Here is a 15,172-nt window from a genome sequence, read left to right as displayed (position 1 = left end):
CCTTTCCGATGCACCGATTCGCCCCTCTTTCCATTTTGATCCTCGTGACGCTGGTCGCCGGATGTGCGTCGCGGTCCGCTCCCCGCGTGACCTGGCTCGGCGATGGCGTGTTCAAGTCGCCCACGGCGCAGGAGGCGGAAGCCTACTGCCGCAATTTCGGCGCTCCGATGCGCTTCCTGGGCCCGAAGGCACCGGGCGTCCCGACGGGAGAAGTCACCTATCGCTGCGACTGACGCCCTTCACGGTTGCTGACGTTTGGCAACCAACTTCACAGGACCAATGTCTGCCGCTTCGGAGGGACGCACGTTGTGTAGGGCATCGGGCGGCCTTCGCCGCCTCCGGAGTCTCAGTGAATTTCAATTCCTTCTCGAGGTGGGCTGCCGCCACCGCCGTTGCGACGGGCGCGCTTTTCGCCGCCGCGTCGGCGAATGCCGAGGTGAACTGGTCTGTCGGCATCAACGTCCCGGGTGTGGCCGTCGGTGTTGCCGAACCGGCCCCCGTGTATTACGAGCCCGCTCCCGTATATTCGCGTCCCGCTCCGATCTACTACCAGCCTGAGCCTCCGGTGTACTACCAGCGCCCGCCCCCGCCGGCCTACTATGCGCCCGCTCCCGTGTACTACGGCCCACCGGTGCCGTACTACGAGAGACGAGGCGAGCGTTGGCGCCATCGGCATCACCACGGTCGTGACGGGGAAGGTCGGGGCGATCGGGACTGAGCCTGGCTCGGCGATGAGCACCGCAGTGAAAGCCTTCTTCTTGGCTAAGTGGCGGTATGCGACGCTGATTTCGTGAAATTGTTGCGCCCCGACCTGCTGGGTCTGGTGCGCGAACGGGAATCGTCTGATTGGCCACGTTACGTGCGCTTTCTAGACTGGGCCTTGCGATTGCGGACAACTGCCTTAGTGCTTGTCGTCGGTTCGCTGCCGGACGGGAGACACCACGCGTTCGTCGACTCCTTGTCGGCTTATGCGTCGCCCTGAAGGGCGCCCTTCCTTTGAGATTCCCACATGACCGCATCCATCCCCATAATTTCTGCAACGCCGGCGTTCACCGACGCATATGAGCGTGAACTGGCCAACGACATCATCTACAACCTTGGCCGCGACGAGCCGTCGGTCCTGCTGTCGGCGTTCCGGTCGATTGCAAATTGCACCGCCCGACTCTTGCGCCTGCTCCCTGTCACCGGGCTGGCCGGAGGTGCTGTCAAGGCCACATCCAATTCGTCTATTCCCGACGCTTTCACGGAGACTCAGGCTCGCCTGATCCTCGCGCTGGTAAAGCTCAAGGCCACGCATAGCTCCACCATTGAGCAGTTGGTGGAGGTCTTTACGCCCACGCGATTTACCCGGGCCCAAGCCGCTCGCGTCCTTGAGATCCTGGCCCTCGACACGGACTATGGCAGGGCGACACTGGCGGATGCCATGCAACCGTGTGAACTGCGTCAGAGCCTGCGCGCGCAGGGAAATCTTTGAACCACTGCGGTCGGTCGTCAATGTTCGCGATCGGCTAATCCGCGCGCAGCGCGCTCGTGCCTCCTGGTTGGTCCTGAAGGCGCGAAGACGCTATAAGGTGATGGTCGGCGGGTAGCTCAAGATCGCCCGGGGCTAGGCGGCGAGGCTTTTGACGCGTCCAGGACCAGCATGAATATTCCCTCCAGCATTGCCACGTTCTGGGACGGCTTCTGCGCCGAGGCCGGCGAAGACCGTTCCGATCGGTTCTTCGAGGCCTTTCACTTCGATGACAACGAACGCGATGCCAACGCACTCGCGGACTTGGTGTTCGGAGGCGCCAAGCGGGCAACCGCCAGCCTTGTTTGGACTTTCGAGCAGGCAGGCGGCTCGCTGCCCCGGCCCGGCGCCCTCAGTGTCGTCACGTACTGGAATGGAAGACCGGCGTGTGTCATCGAGACGCTGGCAATCGAGATCCTGCCATTCGAGCAAGTCAGCGCCGAGTTCGCCGCCATCGAGGGCGAAGGCGATGGGTCCTTGGAATACTGGCGCCGCGTTCACTGGTCCTACTTTGGCCGCGAGTGCGCACGCGTCGGCCGAGAACCCAGTAAGGCCATGCCGATCGCGTGCGAGCGCTTCAGCGTCATTTACAGAGCCAAGGCCTGAAGCGCGTCTGTCTCTGGATTCGGCCCGAAGCCTGAGGGACAATTTCCATCACGCCACGACAAGGAGTCGCACCCATGGCCGCATCGCCGGACGTCAGCGTTCGACCACCGAAGCAACTTCTCGCGCAGCACGTCGAGTTTGGCAACGCAGGCGAGGTGGACACCCACGGCACCGGCTGGTTCGTCGGATTCAGCGACTGGACCCAGGGAGGGACAAGCGGTCTTCGCCATGTTCCGACCAATGAAACTTCCGCTGGCCTGTGCGTCAAGTGGTTCTCACACCCTGCTGGGAATCCGGACGGCGAGTCCAAGCCGCTGAGCGACGGCCGCACGATGTCCGTGCTGGTGAGTCCGGCCAGCGAGTTCAGGATCGAGTTCTCGTTCGCTGCGGACTTCGCGCCGGAAGCGACACTGGTCCATACCTTGCGCCGTCATGGTGACTTCGTCATCTGGGGCCCGGGCCTGTACCACCGTGCATTTGGCGTCCGGCCGGCATCGATCCTGACGGTGCGCTGGTCGCCTTCGAAATAGACGGGAACGCGTCTCTCAGATCTTGAAAGCCCTCTGCACGTCCGTCCGCACCAGGTCCGCATAGTCGCGGTGCTTGCGAATCCAGCCCGCAATGAACTGGCAGACAGGGATCACGTGCTTGCCGTCCGCACGCGCCTCGTCGAGCACGTGCCGGGCGATGGCCGACCCGACTCCCTTGCCTTCGTGCGCGGGCATGACTTCAGTGTGGGTGAACATGATGGCTTCGCTCAGCAGGTTGTATTCGCAGTAGCCCGCGAGTTCGCCGCCGATGGTGGCTTCGTAGCGATGAAGGTCGGGCTTGTTGGTGATCGTGATGTCGGTCATGCGATGGTCGTGTGGTTGGATCAGGATGTGCGTGCCAGAAAGGTCGCCAGGTTCGCCGCCGCGGTGGCGCGCACCTTATTCTTCATCATGGGCGACCAGCCGAGCAGCAGGCCCGGCGTGCCGAGCGCCTGCCGCGACCAGCGCCAGAAATCGAAGCGGTCGCGTTGCGTGGCGATGAGCCCCTCGGGCGTGAAAGTGAAATGCGAGTCGATCGAGTTGTCGACGATGCGCCCGGTCGCGCTGAAGAGGTAGTGCGCATCCCAGTGCGCCCGGCCGGTGCGGGCATCGGCCTGCACGTCGCGGTAGCTCAGCTTCCAGACCGCGGCGCCCTTGGCCTGGGTAGCGCTGCAGAGCATCTTCCACATGCCGCCGATCTCGCGTGCGCCGCGCAGCGAGAAGGCCTCGTCGTCGAAGGTCGCGTCCGGCGCGTAGCAGGCCGCCATGGTGTCGGCGTCAAGCTTCGCGAAGGCGTCGTAGAAACGGCGGAGGGTCTGTTCGTTGCTCATGGATTCCTTCGTGCCCTGCGGCGGGTGCGGGCATCGTAGCCGAGCATTTCCCGGCTCAAGCCTTGACGAGGTCGACCAGCGTCTGCAGTGCGTACCGGACTGTGGCTGTGCGCACGGCAGCACGGTCGCCATCGAAGCGACGGCGCTCGGTGCGCACATGCCCTCCCACCGACCAGCCGAACCACACCGTGCCGACCGGCTTGTCGCGCGAGCCGCCCGTGGGGCCGGCGACGCCGGTGACGGCCACAGCGACCTGCGCCCTGGAGCGTGCAACCGCGCCTTCCGCCATGGCGCGTGCCACCTCTTCGCTGACCGCGCCGTGGGCCGTGATTAGCGTCGCATCGACGCCGAGCAATTCTGTCTTGGCCTCGTTCGAGTAGGTGACGAAGCCACGCTCGAACCAGTTGCTGGAGCCTGAGAGATCGGTGCAGGCGCCCGCGATCAGCCCGCCGGTGCAGCTCTCGGCGGTCGCCATCATTCGCCCCTGCTGCTGCAGCGCGTCGGCGAGCAGGTTCACCAGCGCGGGGATGTCGTGTCCGGAAAATGATTCGTTCATCGTCTTCCTCACCATGCGCGCCATGCGGCGATCACCAGCAGCGTGCAGAACGCCGCGACCAGGTCGTCGAACAGGATGCCGAAGCCCGCCGCACGCCATCGCGTGGCCTCGCTCCCGGAATCGCGCTGTTTGAACAAGCGGTCGGCCCAGCCCACCGGCCCCGGCTTGGCGGCATCGAAGAACCGGAACAGCGCGAAGGCGAAGATCTGCGCCAGCAGCCCGCCCGGCATCACGAGCCACAGCACGATCCAGAACGCGACCACCTCGTCCCAGACGATGCTGCCCGGATCGGCGACGTTCATGTGGCGCGCCGTCACGGTGCACGCCCACCAGCCGACCGGCAGGGACACCAGGATCACCCAGCCGATCGTTGCCGTCGAAAGCCAACGCTGCATGAGCAGGAAGGCGACCCAGCTCCACAACGTGCCCACGGTGCCGGGCGCGTAGCGCGGGAGGCCCGAGCCGAAACCCAGCGCGATGAGGTGCGCCGGATGCGCGAAAAGGAAGCGCACCGTCGGGCGGCGCGGGGGCGGGCTCGGCATGGCGCCGGAAGGGGGAGCGGATTGCATGACGCGACAGTGTCGCGCATCCGCGGCCGCCCCTGCCGGTGGCCGGTGATCACGCGCTGGCGTGCTCCCTCGATTCTGCGAGGCCAGCCCGCTCGCGCGGCGTCTGGCCGCGCAACCGGGCCACGAGACCGGCCACGTCCGAAGGAAGACGATCGCCACGCCAGGCCACATGCTGGTCGGCACGGCACAGCACCATGCGGTGCCGGTACGCGGGAGGTACTTCCGGCGCGTCGACATCGAGTATGACGAGCGGCATGCCGGAGGATTCCGCAGCCTGTTCCAGCGCAGAGGTGTCCGTTCGGCGATCGAAGCGAAGCAGTGTGTAGCCGGGGCCGAAGGCGTCGTAGAGCGAGCGGCCGTCCGGCAGCCAGAAGTGCGGAGCGCGGCAGCCCGGGACCGTGGAGGGCGTGAAGTCGCCCATCGAATACGGTGGCGGCGCCTCGCCGTCGGCCGAAATGATCGGCGAGTCGGTGTAGAAGTAACCGAAGTTGAGTCCGGCGCAGCAGAACTGCTGCACGTTGAGCTCGTAGGCCTCTCGGCCGACCTCGGCACGCAGCGCGTCGCCCTCGTCGCCGGCGGCTTCGATATCGGCCGGCACGGCGCGCCGCGCGCGGATCATCTTCTGCGCATGGTCCATCGCGAACTGCGATACCTGTTCGGTGATCGGCTGCCGCTCGGCCTCGTAGGCGTCGAGGATGCCCTCTGCGGCCCAGCCCTGCAGGCAGGCCGCGAGCAGCCACGAGAGGTTGATGGCATCCGCGATCCCCGCGTTCATTCCGTACCCGGCATACGGAACCCAGAGGTGCGCGGCATCGCCGGCGAGGAACACCCGGCCATCGCGGAAGCGGTTTGCCACGAGCCGGCGACCGACCCAGTCTTCCTTGCTGATGACGTCGTAGCGGAAATCGTCCCCGACGCCCAGGATCTCGCGGATCGAGCGGTCACGGTCGACCGAGTCGAACTCGGGTTCTTCCGCGTTCAGGTGGTTGTGCACCAGCCAGGTCTCGTGGCCGTCGATGGCGAACATCGTGCCGCAGCGGCGCGGATTCACCGAGTAGTACGACCACGCCGGCTTTCCCGGGATCATCTCCCGCAACCCGGGTGCGCGGATATAGGTCGATTGCACGCGCTGGATGACGGCCGTGCCTTCCAGCTTCGCACCCATCTGCTTGCGCACGCCTGAACTCCCGCCGTCGCAGCCCACCATGAAGCGGCAGCGGATGGTGCGCGTGGTGCCTGCATCGAGATCGGCAGCGGTCGCGACCACGCCTTCATCGTCCTGGGTGAACGCCGTGACCTGCGTGCGATTGAGCAGCGTCACGCCCGGAAGTGCAGCGGCGTGCTGCAGCAGGATCGGCTCCAGGAAGATCTGGTTGATGCGGTGCGGCGGCTCCGGCGTGGGCCACCACGCGTCGGGCCCTTCGGTCTCGCTATAGCGGTCGCGGCGGCAGGGGATCGGGATGCGCGTGAGTTCGATACCCGTCACGCTCGTGCGGAAGACCACATCGTTGGGGTAGTCGGCCGGCAGCCCCGCATCGCGCAGCTTTTGCGCGACGCCCAGCCGGCGGAACTGCTCCATCGTGCGTGCGGACACATGGTTGCACTTCACGTTGGGCGGCTCCGCGTAGCGGCGGATCTCGGCGATAACCACTTTCACGCCGCGCGAGGCCAGGTCCATCGCGAGCGTCAGGCCCACGGGACCGGCGCCGACGACGAGCACGTCGGCTTGGAGTTCTTCGTTGTTCATGCTGCTTCTCAGTCGAGTTTGATGCCGGCCGTCTTGATGACCTGGGCCCACTTCCGGGTCTCTGCGCGGATGTAGTCATCGAAGGCCTTGGGCGTGCCCGGCGCGGGTTCCACGCCGAGGTTGCGCATGGCCGCCTTCACTTGTTCGTCGTTGAGTGCGGCGACGATCTCGGCATTCAGCCGCGCAATGATTGGCGCGGGAGTGTCGGCCGGCGCGACCACGCCGAACCAGCCGGTGGAGTCGTAGCCCGGCAGGCCGGATTCGGCCACGGTCGGCACGTCGGGCAGCATCGGCAGGCGTTGCGGGCTGGTCACGGCATAGGCGACCAGCTTTCCGGCCTTGATCTGCTGCAGTGCGGAAGGCAGGTCGACCACGGCCAGGGGAATCTGGCCGGCCATGGCGTCGAGTGCCGCGGGGCCCGAGCCGCGATACGGCACCTCGACCAGCTTCACGTCGGCCATCTGGCCGAACAGCGCGGCCGATAGATGCATGGCCGTCCCGTTGCCGCCGTGCCCGATCGACAGCTTGCCCGGCTGGGCGCGCGCCAGCGCGATCAGTTCGCGTTGCGTCTTCGCCGCGAGCGAGGGGTGGCCCACGATCACGAACGGAATGGCGGCCAGCATGGCAACCGGCCGGAAGTCCTTCAGCGGATCGAAGGGCATGTTGGGATAGAGGCTCACATTGGCCGACAGGGCGCCGGCCGCACCGACGCCGAGCGTGTAACCGTCTCCCGGCGCCTTTGCCACTGCCGACAGCCCGACGTTGCCGCCCGCGCCGGGCCGGTTGTCGACGACGACCGCCTGTCCGAGCTTGTCGTTGAGCCTGGGCACCAGCATGCGCACCACCGCGTCGGCGCTTCCGCCGGGCGGGAAGGTCACGATCATGCGGATCGGCTTGTTGGGAAAGTCCGCCCCGGGGGCCTGACTGTGCGCGGGGCCTGCGAGCAGCGAGCAGGTCGCGGCGAGCAGCGCCATGGCGCGGGCGAAGTTCTTCATCTCGGTTCCTTGTGCGTGTCTCGAGCGGACATTGGACGGCACGCATATTCATTCGTAAATCAATAAATTCAGAATGAAATATCATCTTTGCTGATGAATCAGAAGTTCTCCCCCACCATCAGGCAGTTGCGCGCCTTCCTTGCCGTGCACCAGCTGCGAAAGCTCAGCGCTGCCGCCGAGAAGCTGTTCGTCACGCAATCCGCCGTGAGCATGCTGATCCGCCAGCTCGAGGAGGGGCTCGGTGCACGGCTCTTCGATCGGACGACGCGCTCGCTGCAGCCCACGGCAGCGGCGGAAGAGATGCTCGCCACTGCGGAGCGCATCCTGCGCGACGTCGATTCGTTGAGTGCGGGGTTTCGCGAACTGTCCGAACTGCAGCGCGGCCGGATCTGCCTCGCCATCACGCCGACGCTGGCCTCGTTCCTGATGCCGGACGCGATCCGGAATTTCAGCCGCGCGCATCCGCAGGTGCGCGTCGTCGTGGACGACTGCGCGCCCGACCAGTTCGTCTCGCGCATCATCGGCGAGCATGTGGATTTCGGGATCGGCACGCCTGAGCGGCCCGGTGCCGAGGTCGAGACCCAGACCTTGCTGCGTGATCACCTGAGCCTGGTCTGCACGCGCGAACATCCGCTGGCGGCCGCGAAGAAAGCGGTGCGCTGGGCCGACCTGGGCGGCCATCCCTTGATCACCGTGCGCCCGGGCTATGGCATCCGGCCGCTGATCGACGGCACGGCCGCCGGCGCCGGCGTGGTGCTCAACGTGGTCAACGAAGTGTCGTTCCTGTCGACCGCCATCTGGATGACGGCCAGCGGCATGGGTGCTTCGATCATGCCCTCGGCCTTTGCGAAAGCAGTACGCGATCCTGCGCTGGTGATCCGTCCGATCACCGCACCGCGCGTATCGCGCGATATTTCGATCGTCACCAAGCGCGGGCGATCGTTGTCAGCCGCGAGCCGCAGCTTCATCGACGCGCTGCGCCGGGAGTTGAAGGCAGGGCTGAAGGAGGGGTGAGTGCGCGGATCTGCGCTCAGGCCGGCTGGAAGTGCTGCTCGATGCGTTGCGCCACGGCCTTGGGGTTGCTGCGCAGGGCGTCGGTGGCGCAGGCACCGAGGAACATGCCTTCGAAGTTGATCTCGACGCGCGGAAAGTAGTGGTCCAGCGAAGCTCCCGCGTCGAAGAGGCATTGCTCCAGCGAAGCAAACGTGCAGCCCGTGTCCTGCGCATCGGCGCCCTTGGCGTTGATGCGGTAGACGTAGGCATCCGTTGCGATGCGCTGGATTTCGATCAGGGGCTTCATTCGGCGCGTGGAGGAGAGGAATTCGTCGAGAAAGAGCTTCGGTGATTGAATGGTCGCGCCAAGCGCCCGGCGGGTAAATAGTCCATTTGGACCGAGCGGACTTCGCGCAGAATATTTGCCTGATGCTCCCCGCCCGAATTCTCCTCGTCGACGACCACGCCCTGTTCCGTTGCGGGCTCCGCATGGTGCTCAGTTCCGGCATTCCCGACCTGGAAGTGGCTGAGGCGGCATCGCTGGAAGAAGCCATGCGCTGCACCATGGCCGACCCGGCCCTGGTGTTGCTGGATGTCCAGCTCCATGGGCTCAACGGCCTCGAAGGCATCGCGCTGGTCAAGCGCAAGTGGCCGGCCGCCGTGGTGGTCATCCTGTCGTCCGACGCCGGTCCGCAGAACGTGCGGATGGCGCAGGAGCGCGGTGCCGCGGCCTTCGTCTCCAAGGCCGACTCGGCGGACAACATCCTCGCGGTCATCGAGCAGCTGCGTCACGGGCTGCCCATCCTGTCGCCGGCTCATGCGTCGGCGCCGGTCGGCGGCGGCGATGCGTCACGTCAGCTCCTCACACCGCGCCAGTTCGAGGTGCTCGACCTGCTGTGCCAGGGCCTTCCGAACAAGGTGATCGGCCGCCGGCTCAATCTGTCGGAGAACACGGTGCGCGGCCACGTGCAGGCCGTACTCGCCGCGCTGCAGGTGTCGAGCCGCTCGGAAGCCGGCTTCGCCGCACGCCGCAGGGGTCTCGTCAGCTGATGAAGAACCCATTGCGCCTGGCCGACGGGCGCACGCTTGTCGAGCAATTGCGGCTGCAACTCGGCAACGTCGGAAGCTCGGTGATTCCGACCATCCTGGTCGCGCTGATTCTGGTGTGGGTGCTGTCCAACGAACACAACGCCCTGGCGCTGCGCTCGTGGGCCGGCGCGGTGATCCTGATGAAGCTCTACCTGGCGCGGGAGGCGCGACGCATCCTGTCGTCGGAGATCTCCTTCGATCGCGCACCTGCTCTCGTGTGGCGCCAGATCGTGCTGAACTCCATCGACGCCGCCATCTGGGGCGCGCTCGCATGGGTCACGCTGGGCACGACCACCGTCGCCGGCAGCATCCTCGTCGTGGCCGTGCTGGCGGGCGTGGCCGGGAGTTCCATGTCCTCGCTGGCGCCGGTGTTGCCGGTGTTCATTGCGTTCGGCGCGGTCGAACTGGTCGTGGTGGCGACCAAGCTGTGGACCCTCGGCGACCCGGCCTACAACGCGCTGGGCGTCGCCGGCGCCCTGTACGTCGTCACCTTGCTCGGGCAGGCACGCAACAGCGCGCGGGCGGCGCGCGCGGCCATCGACCTGCGCTTCGAGAACATCGAGCTGATCGAGCGCCTGCGCGTGGAGACCGAGCATGCGCAAGCCGCGCACCAGAAGGCCGACGAAGCCAACCTCGCCAAGTCCAAGTTCCTCGCCGCCGCCAGCCATGACCTGCGCCAGCCGATCCATGCACAGGGGCTCTTTCTGGAGGTGCTGGCGCGCAGCAAGCTCACTGCCGCGCAGTACGACGCGCTGGCCAATGCGCGGGCCACCTGGCAGGCCTCCGCCGAGATGCTCGACACGCTGCTGGACTTCTCGCGCATCGAGGCGGGCGTGGTCGAGCCGCAGATGCAGGACTTTCATCTGCAGCCGCTGCTCAACAAGATCGAGAACGAGTTGGCGCCACAAGCCGACGCCAAGGGCATCGTCTACCGTTCGCGCGAAACGCACGTCGCGGTGCGCTCCGACCCGGCGCTGGTGGCGCTGGTCTTGCGCAACCTGGTCTCGAACGCCATCCGCTACACCGAGAACGGCGGCGTGCTGGTGGCCTGTCGCGCGCGCGGCGACGAGGTTCAGCTCGAAGTGTGGGACACGGGCATCGGCATCGAGCCCGCCCAGCACGAGCACATCTTTCGCGAGTTCCATCAACTCGGCAATGCGGAGCGCGATCGCCGCAAGGGCCTTGGCCTTGGCCTGGCGATTGCGCAGGGCCTGGCGCGTGCGCTGGGGCATGAACTGACGCTGGTCTCGCAACCGAGACGCGGCAGCGTCTTCAGGCTGAGCTTGCCCTTGGCGCAGATGGGCGTCGCGACCGGTGGCTTCGAAGCCGCGCCGGGGCGTGCCCGGGTCTTCGACGTGCGCGTGCTGGTCATCGACGACGACGAGGCCGTGCGCGCCGGCATGCGCCAGTTGCTCAGCGCCTGGGGCTGCGAGTGCGACGTGGCCGATTCCATCGAGGAGGCGCAGGCGCTGGCGCGCGCCCATCCGCCGGGGCTGGTGATCAGCGACTACCGGCTGCGTGAACTGCGCACGGGCGCGGAAGCGATCGCCGCATTGCGCGCGGAATTCGGCGAGAAGCTGCCTGCGCTGCTGATCACGGGGGATACGGCGCCGCAGCGATTGCGCGAAGCGCGGGCGACCGGCGTGCCGCTGCTGCACAAGCCGGTGTCGCCCAACCAGCTTTATCACGGGCTCATGTGCGTGCTGAACGAGGTCGAGATCGATTCGTCGTTCGCGCTGCTGGAAGCGGCAGCGGCTCCGGCGAACTAGCGTCAGGCGAAGTGATCGAAGGATGCGAAGCGCTGCACCACCGGTGCGCCTTGCGCGTCCACGATGCGCAGACCCGCTTCCATCTCGATCCGGCCAATACGTGTCACTGGGGTGTTTGCCGCATGGCCGGCCTGCTCCACGGCTTTGCGCGCTGACTCGGGCGCCGTGAAGGCCAACTCGTAGTCGTCCCCGCCTGCCAGTGCGCAGGCGCGTCGGGCTTCGCGGTCCAGACCCGCCGATGCGCCAGTCGCGTGGGCCACCAGCGCCAGCCGATCCGCGGCCGCATCGGCATCGAGCCGCCCACCGACACCGCTCGCGCGCAGCACATGCTCCAGGTCGCCCACCAGCCCATCGCTGATGTCGACCGCCGCCGATGCAATGCCGCGCAGAGCCAGCCCCAATGCGACGCGCGGCGTGGGCTGCTCCATCCGTGCCCGCGCCAATTCGAAGAGTTCGGCGGGCAGAGAGAGGGTGCCGCGAAAGACTTCGAGTGCCAGACGCGCATCGCCCAGCGTGCCGCTGACCCAGACATCGTCATCCGCCTTGGCGCCAGAGCGCAGCAAGGCACCTCCGGCCGGCACTTCCCCGAACACCGTGATGCAGATGTTGAGCGGGCCGCGCGTGGTATCGCCGCCGACCAGTTCGCAGCCATGCGCGTCGGCGAGCGCGAAGAGCCCGCGCGAGAAGCCTTCGAGCCAGGCCTCGTCCTTCGTGGGCAGGGACAGCGCCAGCGTGAACGCCAGCGGCTTCGCCCCGCAGGCGGCGAGGTCGCTGAGATTCACTGCCAGCGCCTTGTGCCCGAGCTTCGCGGGGTCGACGGTGGAGAGAAAGTGCCGCCCCTCGACCAGCATGTCCGACGACACCGCGAGTTGCATGCCCGGCGCCGGCGCAAGCAACGCGCAGTCATCGCCCACGCCCAGGGGCGCGCGCTTGGCGGGGCGCGTGAAGTAACGCGCGATCAGGTCGAATTCGCCGGCGACGCTCATGCTGTCCTCACACGTCCGGGCTGCGGAAGCGCAACGCCGCCTGCCGCACCACTTCGGCCAGCAGGCGCTCCTTGCCTTGCTTTTCGCGCAGCCAGCGCGCGTCGTTGCGATTGGCCTCGACGCTGGTGCGCAGCTCGCCGAGCGCCTGCGTGGCGTTGAGCGCCTCGCTGTGCCATTCGAGCTGCGTCATCGTCATGAGAATGTGGTCGCGCAGCGGCATGTGCTCGCCACTCGCCGGGTCGACGTACAGCGCGTCCAGCCCGAAGCGACAGGCCTGGAATCGGTTGTAGGTGTAGACGAGGTAGTCGTCCTCCGTCGGCGTGAAAGGCTGCTCCTGCAGGAACCAGGCCGCCAGCGACTGCACGTAGCCGGCCAGCGCGGCGGCGCGTTCGACGGTGAGGGGCGTGTCGAACACACGGATCTCGATGGTGCCGAACTCGGGCTTGGGCCGGATGTCCCAGTAGAAGTCCTTCATGCTGCGCACGACGCCCGTGCGGGTCATGCGCATGAAGTAATTCTCGAACTCCTTCCACGACAAGGTGAAAGGCGCGCGGCCCGACAGCGGAAACGCGAACACCGAATTGAGCCGCGCCGAATCGAACTGGGTGTCCTGCCCCTGCACGAAGGGCGAAGACGCCGACAGCGCGATGAAGTGCGGGATGTAGCGCGACATGCGATGCAGCATCAGCAACGCCGCGTCGGCGTCGGGGCAGCCGATGTGCACGTGCTGCCCGAAGATGGTGAACTGCTTCGACAGGTAGCCGTAGAGTTCCGACAATTCGCGAAAGCGCGGCTTGTCGTAGATGCGCCGCTCGTGCCATTGCTGGAAGGCATGCGTGCCGCCGCCGACCACCGCGATGTTGAGTTTGTCGGCGTTCTTCACCAGCGCATCGCGGATCGGCGTGAGCTGCTCGATCACGTCCTGCGCGGAGTGGCACACGTCGGTCGAGATCTCGATCATGCTCGAGGTCATCTCGGGCACCACGCTGCCGGGCAGGGGTGTTTGCGCCATCAGCCGCAGCATGTCCTCGGCATAGGGCGCGAGGTCGTAGTCGTGGGTGTTGACCAGTTGCAGCTCCAGCTCGACGCCGAGCGAAAGCGCGACGGACTTGTTGAAGCGTTCCAGCGGCACGATGCGGCTCGCCGGCGTCGAAGGCGAGCCGTCCGCTTGCAGGTCCAATGGGCGTGTGCTCATCGTTGCGTGTCCTCCACCGTGCGGAATGCCTCGGGCATCCAGGGTCTGGAACTCTCGCCGGCGCCGTGGATGGCGACGGTCGCGATCACCGCGCCGAGCACTTCCATCAGCAGGATGGCGGGCAGGGCGATCTGCGTGATCATCGCACCCAGCAGTGGCGATGCGGTGACGAAGGCGGACGTGATCAGCATCGCGATCGACGACAGCGGCGACATCGCGCAGCCGACCCAGAAGGCCTGCTTCCAGCTGGCGCCGCTGCCCGGATTGGCGATGGCGACACCGGCCACCTTGGCGAAGGCGCGCACGCCGATGACGGTCAGCACCACACTGGCGACCGGCAGGCTCCAGTCGGCCTGCGCGGCCACGACCGAGACCAGCACGAACATCAGCATCGTCAGCAGCGAAGCCGCGGTGCCGAGCTGACGCGGCCAGGCCCAGGGCTTGGGATTCAGCGCCTTGAGCAGCACACCGCCGATCAGCGCCGCGAGCGGTGCCGAGCCGCCGAAGTGCGCCGCCAGCGCGGCGCCGGCGGCAATGATGGCCAGCAGCAGGATGGAGGTGTTCTCGCTGGTCGGGCTCATCACGCGCAATGCCGAGCGCAGCGACAGCGCCATCAGCGCGCCCACCACGAAAGACATGCCGAGCACCACGGCCACGGGGTATAGCTTGTCGAGCACGCCCAGGGGCGCGCGCTCGATCAGCCCCGCCTGCGCGTAGCCCAGCGCGAGCGCATAGAAGGTGTTGAGCGTCGCCAGCGTCATCGCGCGCTCGGTCACCGGGCCAGAGGCGCGCGTGTCGATCACGACGCGACTCAGCACGGCGGGCGAGGCGACGATCGCCATCAGCGCGATCGGGTTGGCCACTGGATCCGGGATGCCGAGCCAGTGCAGCGCCCAGAACACGCTGAAGTAGGTGAGGGTGGCTTCGAGCAGGCTTTGCACCAGCACCATCGGGTTGTGGCGGAACCAGCGCAATGGCAGCCGGCCGCCCGACTCGAAGAGCACGATCGCCACGCCCAGTTCGACCAGGAAGAGGCTGATGCCTTGCAACGGCCAGATCGCGCCCTCGAAGCCGGCGAAGCCGACCACGGTGCCGACGATCGAATAGCCGACCACCTTGGGCAGTCCCATGTAGCGCCGCACCAGATGGCCGGAAGCAGCAGCGGCCGCCAGCAGCAGCGACCACAGCACGGTCGGCAATCCCGCCGAGGGTCTTACCCACTCGGACCAGAAGCCCAGCAGATCATTGGGAAAGAAGGATGTCATCAGGCAACAGATTCGAACAAGTTGGCGCCCGGCCAATCTTCCAGAGCGCGCAAGGCGTTCATGGGTCGAGAGAAGAAAGCGGGCTCAGTGCAGCACGCGCGAGGAGGGCGCGCCTCCCGCGTCGGCTTCCAGCACGAACATGGCAATCGGAACGTCGAAGCGTTCGCCATGTTCGGTCACGATGAAGAAACTCCCGTGCATGGTACCGCTGGGCGCCTGGAGGCGACAGCCGCTGGTATAGCGGAACGATTCGCCCGGCGCCAGCAGCGGCTGCTGTCCGATCACGCCGAGGCCCTTGACCTCCTGCGTGTGCCCGGAGGCATCGTTGATGATCCAGTGCCGGGCGATCAGTTGCGCCGCCACCTGGCCGATGTTGGTGACGGTCACCGCGTAGGCAAAGGTATAGACGTGGTCTTCGGCGGAAGACTGGTCAGGCAGGAATCGGGGCTCGACCTGCACGGTCATCGGAATGCTGGTCATCGGGACGATGGTAGTGCATTGCTTCCACCTGCCCCCACGCTCCGTTACTGCG

The 15,172-nt window shown here is 66.6% G+C and carries 19 protein-coding genes; 8 read left to right on the top strand and 11 right to left on the bottom strand.

What is annotated here, in order from left to right; genetic code table 11:
• The first annotated feature begins 8 nt into the window (after window positions 1-8).
• From QTI24_RS22895 to QTI24_RS22875, 5 genes are all read left to right on the top strand, one after another.
• On the top strand, window positions 9-233 hold the full coding sequence (locus tag QTI24_RS22895) for a hypothetical protein (RefSeq protein WP_286603593.1): 225 nt from the start codon (window positions 9-11) through the stop codon (window positions 231-233).
• Window positions 234-349: 116 nt separating this feature from the next.
• On the top strand, window positions 350-718 hold the full coding sequence (locus tag QTI24_RS22890; RefSeq protein ID WP_286603592.1) for a hypothetical protein: 369 nt from the start codon (window positions 350-352) through the stop codon (window positions 716-718).
• 291 nt (window positions 719-1,009) lie between these two features.
• Complete coding sequence (locus QTI24_RS22885; RefSeq protein WP_286603591.1) at window positions 1,010-1,474, top strand: hypothetical protein; 465 nt, start codon at window positions 1,010-1,012, stop codon at window positions 1,472-1,474.
• Window positions 1,475-1,642: 168 nt separating this feature from the next.
• On the top strand, window positions 1,643-2,116 hold the full coding sequence (locus QTI24_RS22880; RefSeq protein WP_286603590.1) for an ASCH domain-containing protein: 474 nt from the start codon (window positions 1,643-1,645) through the stop codon (window positions 2,114-2,116).
• 74 nt (window positions 2,117-2,190) lie between these two features.
• The gene (locus tag QTI24_RS22875) at window positions 2,191-2,646 is read left to right on the top strand and encodes a hypothetical protein (protein WP_286603589.1); all 456 of its coding nucleotides are present in this window, start codon (window positions 2,191-2,193) and stop codon (window positions 2,644-2,646) included.
• A 15-nt stretch (window positions 2,647-2,661) separates the two neighbouring features.
• Here QTI24_RS22875 and QTI24_RS22870 read toward each other — a convergent pair whose 3' ends face one another.
• From QTI24_RS22870 to QTI24_RS22845, 6 genes are read right to left on the bottom strand one after another with little or no spacing between them, the layout of a single operon-like run.
• Window positions 2,662-2,970, bottom strand: coding sequence for a GNAT family N-acetyltransferase (locus tag QTI24_RS22870; RefSeq protein ID WP_286603588.1), 309 nt, complete (start codon window positions 2,968-2,970; stop codon window positions 2,662-2,664).
• 20 nt (window positions 2,971-2,990) lie between these two features.
• Window positions 2,991-3,476 (bottom strand): nuclear transport factor 2 family protein, encoded by a 486-nt coding sequence (locus QTI24_RS22865; protein WP_286603587.1) that lies wholly within the window; start codon window positions 3,474-3,476, stop codon window positions 2,991-2,993.
• 55 nt (window positions 3,477-3,531) lie between these two features.
• Window positions 3,532-4,032 (bottom strand): CinA family protein, encoded by a 501-nt coding sequence (locus QTI24_RS22860; protein WP_286603586.1) that lies wholly within the window; start codon window positions 4,030-4,032, stop codon window positions 3,532-3,534.
• An 8-nt stretch (window positions 4,033-4,040) separates the two neighbouring features.
• Window positions 4,041-4,601, bottom strand: a complete 561-nt coding sequence (locus tag QTI24_RS22855; RefSeq protein WP_503011303.1) for a phosphatidylglycerophosphatase A family protein — start codon at window positions 4,599-4,601, stop codon at window positions 4,041-4,043.
• Window positions 4,602-4,650: 49 nt separating this feature from the next.
• Window positions 4,651-6,348 carry an FAD-dependent oxidoreductase gene (locus QTI24_RS22850; protein ID WP_286603585.1) on the bottom strand — a complete coding sequence of 566 codons (1,698 nt, stop codon included), beginning with the start codon at window positions 6,346-6,348 and terminating at the stop codon, window positions 4,651-4,653.
• A gap of 8 nt (window positions 6,349-6,356) precedes the next feature.
• Window positions 6,357-7,343, bottom strand: a complete 987-nt coding sequence (locus QTI24_RS22845; protein ID WP_286603584.1) for a Bug family tripartite tricarboxylate transporter substrate binding protein — start codon at window positions 7,341-7,343, stop codon at window positions 6,357-6,359.
• Between the two features lie 93 nt (window positions 7,344-7,436).
• Here QTI24_RS22845 and QTI24_RS22840 point away from each other — a divergent pair, with 93 nt between their 5' ends.
• Window positions 7,437-8,357 (top strand): LysR family transcriptional regulator, encoded by a 921-nt coding sequence (locus QTI24_RS22840; RefSeq protein ID WP_286603583.1) that lies wholly within the window; start codon window positions 7,437-7,439, stop codon window positions 8,355-8,357.
• A gap of 16 nt (window positions 8,358-8,373) precedes the next feature.
• Here QTI24_RS22840 and QTI24_RS22835 read toward each other — a convergent pair whose 3' ends face one another.
• On the bottom strand, window positions 8,374-8,643 hold the full coding sequence (locus QTI24_RS22835; protein WP_286603582.1) for a hypothetical protein: 270 nt from the start codon (window positions 8,641-8,643) through the stop codon (window positions 8,374-8,376).
• 122 nt (window positions 8,644-8,765) lie between these two features.
• Here QTI24_RS22835 and QTI24_RS22830 point away from each other — a divergent pair, with 122 nt between their 5' ends.
• Together QTI24_RS22830 and QTI24_RS22825 are read left to right on the top strand one after the other, a co-directional pair.
• Window positions 8,766-9,386 (top strand): response regulator, encoded by a 621-nt coding sequence (locus QTI24_RS22830; RefSeq protein WP_286603581.1) that lies wholly within the window; start codon window positions 8,766-8,768, stop codon window positions 9,384-9,386.
• Window positions 9,386-11,194, top strand: a complete 1,809-nt coding sequence (locus QTI24_RS22825) for an ATP-binding response regulator (RefSeq protein ID WP_286603580.1) — start codon at window positions 9,386-9,388, stop codon at window positions 11,192-11,194. Before QTI24_RS22830 ends, QTI24_RS22825 begins: the two co-directional genes overlap by 1 nt.
• Before the next feature lie 2 nt (window positions 11,195-11,196).
• Here QTI24_RS22825 and thiL read toward each other — a convergent pair whose 3' ends face one another.
• From thiL to apaG, 4 genes are all read right to left on the bottom strand, one after another.
• Entirely contained in the window at window positions 11,197-12,180 is a 984-nt protein-coding gene (thiL, locus tag QTI24_RS22820; RefSeq protein ID WP_286603579.1) for a thiamine-phosphate kinase, read from the bottom strand.
• Between the two features lie 7 nt (window positions 12,181-12,187).
• The gene (locus QTI24_RS22815; RefSeq protein WP_286603675.1) at window positions 12,188-13,312 is read right to left on the bottom strand and encodes a YbdK family carboxylate-amine ligase; all 1,125 of its coding nucleotides are present in this window, start codon (window positions 13,310-13,312) and stop codon (window positions 12,188-12,190) included.
• 59 nt (window positions 13,313-13,371) lie between these two features.
• Window positions 13,372-14,640 (bottom strand): cation:proton antiporter, encoded by a 1,269-nt coding sequence (locus QTI24_RS22810; RefSeq protein WP_286603578.1) that lies wholly within the window; start codon window positions 14,638-14,640, stop codon window positions 13,372-13,374.
• A gap of 84 nt (window positions 14,641-14,724) precedes the next feature.
• Window positions 14,725-15,120, bottom strand: a complete 396-nt coding sequence (gene apaG / locus QTI24_RS22805; protein WP_286603577.1) for a Co2+/Mg2+ efflux facilitator ApaG/CorD — start codon at window positions 15,118-15,120, stop codon at window positions 14,725-14,727.
• Between the last annotated feature and the right edge of the window lie 52 nt (window positions 15,121-15,172).

The organism is Variovorax sp. J22P240 (assembly GCF_030316855.1).
Lineage (GTDB): Bacteria > Pseudomonadota > Gammaproteobacteria > Burkholderiales > Burkholderiaceae_C > Variovorax.
This window is presented reverse-complemented; position numbering and strand designations above follow the sequence as displayed.

Excerpts from the sequence above, each read along its gene's own strand:
- QTI24_RS22895 (WP_286603593.1), top strand. The coding sequence starts at position 9 with ATGCACCGATTCGCCCCTCTTTCCATTTTGATCCTCGTGACGCTGGTC.
- QTI24_RS22885 (WP_286603591.1), top strand. The coding sequence starts at position 1,010 with ATGACCGCATCCATCCCCATAATTTCTGCAACGCCGGCGTTCACCGAC.
- QTI24_RS22880 (WP_286603590.1), top strand. The coding sequence starts at position 1,643 with ATGAATATTCCCTCCAGCATTGCCACGTTCTGGGACGGCTTCTGCGCC.
- QTI24_RS22875 (WP_286603589.1), top strand. The coding sequence starts at position 2,191 with ATGGCCGCATCGCCGGACGTCAGCGTTCGACCACCGAAGCAACTTCTC.
- QTI24_RS22870 (WP_286603588.1), bottom strand. The coding sequence starts at position 2,970 with ATGACCGACATCACGATCACCAACAAGCCCGACCTTCATCGCTACGAA.
- QTI24_RS22865 (WP_286603587.1), bottom strand. The coding sequence starts at position 3,476 with ATGAGCAACGAACAGACCCTCCGCCGTTTCTACGACGCCTTCGCGAAG.
- QTI24_RS22860 (WP_286603586.1), bottom strand. The coding sequence starts at position 4,032 with ATGAACGAATCATTTTCCGGACACGACATCCCCGCGCTGGTGAACCTG.
- QTI24_RS22855 (WP_503011303.1), bottom strand. The coding sequence starts at position 4,601 with ATGCAATCCGCTCCCCCTTCCGGCGCCATGCCGAGCCCGCCCCCGCGC.
- QTI24_RS22850 (WP_286603585.1), bottom strand. The coding sequence starts at position 6,348 with ATGAACAACGAAGAACTCCAAGCCGACGTGCTCGTCGTCGGCGCCGGT.
- QTI24_RS22845 (WP_286603584.1), bottom strand. The coding sequence starts at position 7,343 with ATGAAGAACTTCGCCCGCGCCATGGCGCTGCTCGCCGCGACCTGCTCG.
- QTI24_RS22840 (WP_286603583.1), top strand. The coding sequence starts at position 7,437 with ATGAATCAGAAGTTCTCCCCCACCATCAGGCAGTTGCGCGCCTTCCTT.
- QTI24_RS22835 (WP_286603582.1), bottom strand. The coding sequence starts at position 8,643 with ATGAAGCCCCTGATCGAAATCCAGCGCATCGCAACGGATGCCTACGTC.
- QTI24_RS22830 (WP_286603581.1), top strand. The coding sequence starts at position 8,766 with ATGCTCCCCGCCCGAATTCTCCTCGTCGACGACCACGCCCTGTTCCGT.
- QTI24_RS22825 (WP_286603580.1), top strand. The coding sequence starts at position 9,386 with ATGAAGAACCCATTGCGCCTGGCCGACGGGCGCACGCTTGTCGAGCAA.
- thiL (WP_286603579.1), bottom strand. The coding sequence starts at position 12,180 with ATGAGCGTCGCCGGCGAATTCGACCTGATCGCGCGTTACTTCACGCGC.
- QTI24_RS22810 (WP_286603578.1), bottom strand. The coding sequence starts at position 14,640 with ATGACATCCTTCTTTCCCAATGATCTGCTGGGCTTCTGGTCCGAGTGG.
- apaG (WP_286603577.1), bottom strand. The coding sequence starts at position 15,120 with ATGACCAGCATTCCGATGACCGTGCAGGTCGAGCCCCGATTCCTGCCT.